Raw genomic sequence first — 6,211 nt, forward strand, 5'->3', positions numbered from 1 at the left:
CAGAGTGCGGACGAGGCCGACGATAGACCCGTGGCGACGGTCCCGCCAGGGCTTCGCGTGTGCGCGCGGTGGCGGAATCACGCGACCGACCCGTACGTTGAGAGCACGACGGAGGGATTGAAGTGACCGAGACGCAAGCGCAGACCATCGTGACCCGCAACGACGAGGATCGCCGCTATGAGGTGCACGTCGACGAGGTGCTCGCCGGGTTCACTGTCTTCCGCATCGACGCGAAGGGCCGGTTGCACTTCCCGCACACAGAGGTCGACCCTGCCTTCCGCGGCCGCGGTCTCGCGCAGATCGTCGTCTCGGAGGCGATGGCGGATGTCGCGCGCCGCGGCGAGACGGTCGTGCCGCACTGCCCGGTGGTGGTGAAGTACCTGCGCACGCACGACGTACCCGGGCTCATCGTCGAGTGGCCCGACCAGCCGCACCCGGAGTGATCGGAGCCGGCGACATGACCCGACTGGACGCCGACGACGCTGTCGCCACCGAATCCGCTGTCGAGTGCGCGGGCCCGCGCACCCTGCTGCTCGAGGCCCGCGAGGTGCCGCTCGGCGGAGTTCGCGCGATGTCCGTGCACCGCGCGCTCCCGCAGCGTGAACTGCCGCTCGTGGGCGCCTGGTGCTTCCTCGACCGATTCGGTCCGCAGGAGACGCGCATGCGCGTCGAGCCTCACCCGCACATCGGCCTGCAGACGGTGACCTGGCCGTATCTCGGCGACGTGCGCCACCGCGATTCCGTCGGCAGCGACGTCGTCGTGCGTCGCGGCGCCCTCAACCTCATGACCAGCGGCGCGGGCATCGCCCACTCCGAGTACTCGGTCGGCGACGATGCCGCACCCCTCGATGCCCTGCAGCTCTGGGTCGCCCTCCCCGAGTCACGACGCCACGGCGAACCAGCGTTCGAGCAGCATGCGGTACTGCCCGAAGTGGAGCTCGCGCCCGTCACCGGCGACGCGGGTTCGGCCACGGTGGTGCTCGGCGTGCTCGCGGGCGTCGCGTCGCCGGCCACTGTCTACACGCCGATCGTCGGCGCCGAGCTGCGGCTTCCGGCGGGCGCGACGGTGACGGTGCCGCTCGAACGCGCCTGGGAGCACGCGCTCGTCGCCGTCTACGGCCAGGCCGCCGTCACGGCGGACGCCGGCGACGACGTCGTGGTCGACGCGGCGCATCTCCTCTACCTCGGCACACACCGCGACGAGGTCGTGATCTCGAGCCCGGCCGGTGCGACGCTGTTCCTCCTCGGCGGCGAACCGTTCGAGGACGACGTCGTCATGTGGTGGAACTTCGTCGGCCGCACCCACGAAGAGATCGTCGAGGCCCGCGAGGCCTGGGAGACGGGCGCCGACCGCTTCGGCCGCGTCGTCGACCATGGCGACGAGCGCATTCCCGCGCCGCCGATGCCCGCCGTCCGCCTGACGCGACGCCGGCGCCGCCTGTGACCCTTCCCGTCAGCGCGAAGGGCGCCCGGGCCTGAGCCCGGGCGCCCCTCGTGTGCGGATGGGTTACGGCACGTCGACCGACACCACCGTGCGCACCTGCGAGTCGCCGTAGCGGACCACGCCCAGGTAGCTGCCCTTGTCGAGGCCCGACCACGACAGGTTGTACGTCGCCGCTTCTCCCTGCTGGGCCGCCAGCGTGCTCGGGGTCGCGGTGAGCGAGCCGACGCCGCCGGGACCGACGAGCGCGCTCGTCGCCGTCCAGGTGAACGGACCGGTGAACGCGTAGACGTTGGCCGAGACCACGTACCACCCGCCGGTCGGCTGCGTGATCTGCACGGCCTCGTCCGCGGACGCGGTGGCCGACTGCCAGCGCTCGTAGTACCGCAGGTCGGTCGGGCTCACCACGCGGTAGACGGTGAGGTCCAGGTCGGTGCCCGCGGTGTCGACCGACGAGTCCAGCGCGAACTTCGCCACGTCGATGCCCGCCGGCACCTGGATCAGCACGTTGGTGGTGCCGCCGTTCGCCTCGCCGGTCTTCTCCGTGCCGTCGATGAGCACGTCGGCCTTGGCGAGGCCGAGCACCGTGAGCGGCAGCTGCCCGGTGAAGCCCGGGGTGACCGTGACGTCGAGGTCGCCCTCGGCGCCGGTGCCCGACGCGGTGGGCGGAGCGTCGGCGCTGACCGGGTAGACCGCGATGGGCGAGCGCACCGTGTTGCCGGCGCCCGTCCACGTGAGGAACCCGGTCGCCCACTTCTCGAGTGCCGCACCGGCCGTCGTGAAGGTCACTGTGAAGGACTTCGACTCGCCGACCTTGAGGTCCAGGGCCGACGGCTGGACCACCGCGTCGACACCTGGGACGCTCACCGACGCGGTGTACGTGCCGGCTGTGGTGGCCGTCACGGTGCGCGTGATCGTCTGCGTGCCCGCGAGCGCGCCGATGCCGATCGAGGCGAGGTTGAGGTCGCTCGGGTCGATCGGGTCGACGTCCGAGAAGTAGTCCTGCCCGAGGGCGCCCTCGAGGTACCCGGCCCAGTCGACGATGCCGTTCTCGTAGACGAGACCCGGGTTGAAGTACCGCTTCGGGTCGACGTGACCGGCGCCCTGGGCGAACGTGTCGGCCGTCTGCCGGCCGTTCGCGTCGACCAGGTTGTACGCCGTCGTCATGAGCGCCGACTTGATCTTCGCGGGCGACGCCAGGGGCTCCTCGCCGAGGTAGAGCGCACCGAGGCCCGCCACCTGCGGCGACGACATCGAGGTGCCCGACTTGAAGCCGAATGTGGGCTTCTCCTTGGGTCCGTTGTGCGTGGCCGCGAGGATCGCGACACCGGGAGCCGAGACGTCCGGCTTGATGACGTCACGGCCGTCCGCGAGGATCGGGCCGCGGCTCGAGAAGCCGGCGATCTGCGGGGTCGGCGTCACCTTGCCGGTCACGTTGTCGCCCACGAGCGTCGCCGTCGCGCCGGCACCCGCGGTGCGGACGTAGTCCAGCAGCGCCGCACGGTACTGCGCGTCGATGTGGACGGTCGGCACCGAGTGGAAGTCGTTGTCGAGCGATCCGGCGGTCACGTTGACGAGGATCATCGCCGTGCCGCCCGCTGCCTTGACCTCCTGCGACTTCTCGACGCGGGCGTTGGTGCCGCGGTCGCAGATCACCGTCTTGCCCGCCGCCTTGGCCGGATCGAGCGTCCCGAGGAAGCACAGGGCCGCCTCGTTCGGCGCGGCACCCGCCTTGGCGATGTCACCCGCGTACACGACGGGGCCCGTCAGCTCCTTGCCGAACGGCACCGTCACCGATGCGCCCGCGGCCTGGAAGCCGTTGGGCAGCTTGACCGTGCCCTCGTAGGTCGGGATGGTGGATGCCGCGACCGTCGTGTACCACGGCGATCCGTGGTCGGCGGTCGAGGCGCCGGGGCCGTCGTTGCCGGCGCTGACCGCGACGAAGACGCCCGCGGCGGCCGCGCCGAGGAACGCGTAGTCGTCGGCGCTCAGCACGGTCGACGCGGCACCGCCGCCGATCGAGTAGTTGATCACGTCGACGCCGTCCGCGACGGCCTTGTCGATGGCCGCGATCAGGTCGCTGCCCGCGCAGATGTCGTCGGTCGTGACGAGTTCGTCCGGTCCGACGTAGCAGGCCTTGTACGCCGCGACCTTGGCCGCCGGAGCGACGCCCGAGATCTTGCCGAACCCGATGCCCTCGACCGACGCGTCGACGCCGAAGTTGCCGGCCGCGGTGCTCGCGGTGTGCGAGCCGTGGCCGTCGCCGTCACGGGGCGACAGGAAGTCGTAGCTGAAGTCGAAGCCCGACGCCGCCGCACCCGCGGAGAAGTACTGGGCACCGATGAGCTTGGTGTTGTAGTGGCGCTTGTCCCAGCTCTGGGCGATCGTGATCGGCCCGCGGAACTGGCCGCCGTCCGCCTTGTCGAAGACGATCGTGTCGCCGTTCTCCGTGTACGGGACGCCCGCTGCGCCCCTCTTCTTGAGCTGATCGCCCGCGAACGAGGGGTTCTCGGGCGCGATGCCGGTGTCGATCACACCCACGACGACGCCCTTGCCGGCCTCGCCCACGCCGCCGACGGCATCCCAGATTCCGCCCCCGCCGGTCGTGTTCGAACCGAGGCCGAGGAACTCCGTCGAGGGGACGGCGGCCGTGGGATGGTGGATCTCGTCGGGGAAGACGCCCAGCACGCCCTTGTCTGCGCTCAGCTCGGCGACCTGCTTCGCCGTCAGCGCGGCGCTGAAGCCGTTGACGGTGACGCCGTAGGACTGCTGGGGCGTGACGCCGGCCTCGGCTGCCACATCCGCCTGCTGCCTCTTCAGGTGCGCGAGGTACTTCTTGGAGTTCGTGGAATTGGCGTCCAGCTGCGTGCCCTTGTCGGGCTTGGTGCGCTGGATGCCGCTCGTGCCGCCCTCGTAGGTGGCGAGGGGCGCGTCCTTGAGGAGGACGATGTACTGGCCGTCCTCGGCGTTGATGGGGGTCGGGGTGTTCACCTCCTCCGGGACGCTGCCGAAACTGGCGGTGGCGGTGCCCGTGAACAGTGCGGCGAGTGTGACGACCGCGGCTGCTCTGACGGAGGATCGACCCATACGTGGCCTCCATTGATATGTGGGGAGTCGCTGCGCCACATCGTCGGGGCGCAGCGGATTCAAACGTAACTGCCAGGTGAATCTCAGTTAATGAGAGCTCAGTGAGAATCGCGAGGCTGCATCCCAGTACGCTGGGCAGGTGGCTGCCCGCACCCGGATTTCGACGAGCGTTCTGCTCACCTGCGCCGCCATCGGCGTCGCGACCGGTGTTCTGCAGGCGGGCGCGGGAGCGATCAGCGGCTTCGTCTCGGCCGGGGCGCCGATCCTCTACGGCCTCGTCCTCGGCGTGCATGTGCTGCCCGGGGTGGTCGCGCAGGAGCTGCTGCGCCGCCCCTGGGTCGCGCTGATCACGCACATGGTCGCCGCCCTCGTCGCGAGCGCAGTGGTGCCCCTCTGGATCGGCCGCTACATCGGCACCGCCCTCCTCATCGGCGGGCTGCAGGAGATCATCGCCGCGACCTCGCGCTACAAGCGTTGGGAGCCGTGGCGCTTCTTCCTCTCGGCCGTCATCGTCGGCGCCGTCATCGCGGCCGCGATCTGGTTCGCGGCGGACGTGACCCGCTTCCCGCTGTGGGGTCAGATCGTCTACGTGGCACTGTTCATCGCAGGCCCGGTGGCATGGACCGCCGTGGGCCTCGCGATCGGGTCCGCGCTGCGGCGTGCGGGGGTCGCCCGCCGCAGTCAGCTCTGAGGCATCCGTCACTCCGCTCGCCGTTTCGCCGCCATACGGGCGCCCGGTAGGTTAGGGAAGGCTAAGTTTCCTTCGACGATCGGATGCCCGTGTCTGCTGCCGTGCCGCTGCTGCGGGTGCGCGAGCTCGGCATCACCCATGACGGCGAGACCACGCCGGCGCCGGCATCCGTCTCGTTCGATGTCGCCCCCGGAGAAGTGGTGCTGCTGCTCGGCCCGAGCGGGTCGGGCAAGTCGACGCTGACCCTCGCTCTCAATGGGCTGCTGCCGCAGGCCGTGCCGGCGACCGTCACCGGATCGGTCGAGGTCGAGGGACTCGACACCCAGGCGACGCCCGTCGCCGAGCTCAGCACCCGCGTCGGCATGGTGTTCCAGGACCCGGACGCGCAGCTCGTCACCGGCACGCTCCTCGACGAGGTGGCGTTCGGGCCGGAGAATCTCCGGATGCCGGTGGCAGTGGTGCTCGCCCGCGCCGAGGAGGCCCTCCGCCGGGTCGGCCTGTGGGAACGCCGACGCGACAACCCCGACCGCCTGTCGGGCGGCGGACGCCAGCGGCTCGCGATCGCGTGCGCCCTCGCGATGGGGTCGCCGCTCCTCGTGCTCGACGAGCCGACCGCGAATCTCGACCCCGCCGGGATCGAAGAGGTGTACGCCGCCCTCGCCGAACTCGTCGCAGCCGGCGACCGGGCGATCCTCCTCGTCGAGCACAACCTCGACGCCGCCGTAGGCTTCGTCGACCGGGTCGTGGTGCTCGACCACGACGGCTTCCTGGCGGCCGACGGCTCGGTGGATGACGTGCTGCGCGGCCGTGCGGAGGACCTCCACGCGATGGGCGTGTGGCTGCCCGTATCGACGATCGCCGCCCTGCGGCTCCGCCGCGCCGGCTTCGCTCTGGATCCTCTGCCCTTGACCCCCGACGAGCTCCGGGCCGCGCTCGACGCCTACTTCGACGACCACGACGAGATCCTGACGGGCGGCGCGGCGCGCTCACCC

The 6,211-nt window shown here is 70.9% G+C and carries 5 protein-coding genes; 4 read left to right on the forward strand and 1 reads right to left on the reverse strand.

All coding sequences use genetic code 11. The annotated features are described in order from the left end of the window. Positions 1-122: 122 nt before the first annotated feature. Positions 123-443, forward strand: a complete 321-nt coding sequence (locus RS82_RS06155; RefSeq protein WP_084695482.1) for a GNAT family N-acetyltransferase — start codon at positions 123-125, stop codon at positions 441-443. A gap of 14 nt (positions 444-457) precedes the next feature. Further along, complete coding sequence (locus RS82_RS06160; RefSeq protein WP_045297711.1) at positions 458-1,444, forward strand: pirin family protein; 987 nt, start codon at positions 458-460, stop codon at positions 1,442-1,444. Between the two features lie 63 nt (positions 1,445-1,507). Here the strand turns inward: RS82_RS06160 and RS82_RS06165 are convergent, their stop codons facing one another. Next, positions 1,508-4,528, reverse strand: a complete 3,021-nt coding sequence (locus RS82_RS06165) for a S8 family serine peptidase (protein WP_045297675.1) — start codon at positions 4,526-4,528, stop codon at positions 1,508-1,510. Positions 4,529-4,667: 139 nt separating this feature from the next. Between RS82_RS06165 and RS82_RS06170 the strand changes: the two genes are divergently transcribed. Both RS82_RS06170 and RS82_RS06175 read left to right on the forward strand, forming a co-directional pair. Further along, on the forward strand, positions 4,668-5,219 hold the full coding sequence (locus tag RS82_RS06170) for an ECF transporter S component (protein ID WP_045297676.1): 552 nt from the start codon (positions 4,668-4,670) through the stop codon (positions 5,217-5,219). Positions 5,220-5,302: 83 nt separating this feature from the next. After that, positions 5,303-6,211, forward strand: a 909-nt coding sequence (locus tag RS82_RS06175) for an energy-coupling factor ABC transporter ATP-binding protein (RefSeq protein WP_045297677.1), incomplete at its 3' end; no start/stop codon positions are given.

Origin of the sequence: Microbacterium trichothecenolyticum (assembly GCF_000956465.1) — a bacterium.
GTDB classification, from domain to species: Bacteria; Actinomycetota; Actinomycetes; order Actinomycetales; family Microbacteriaceae; genus Microbacterium; species Microbacterium trichothecenolyticum.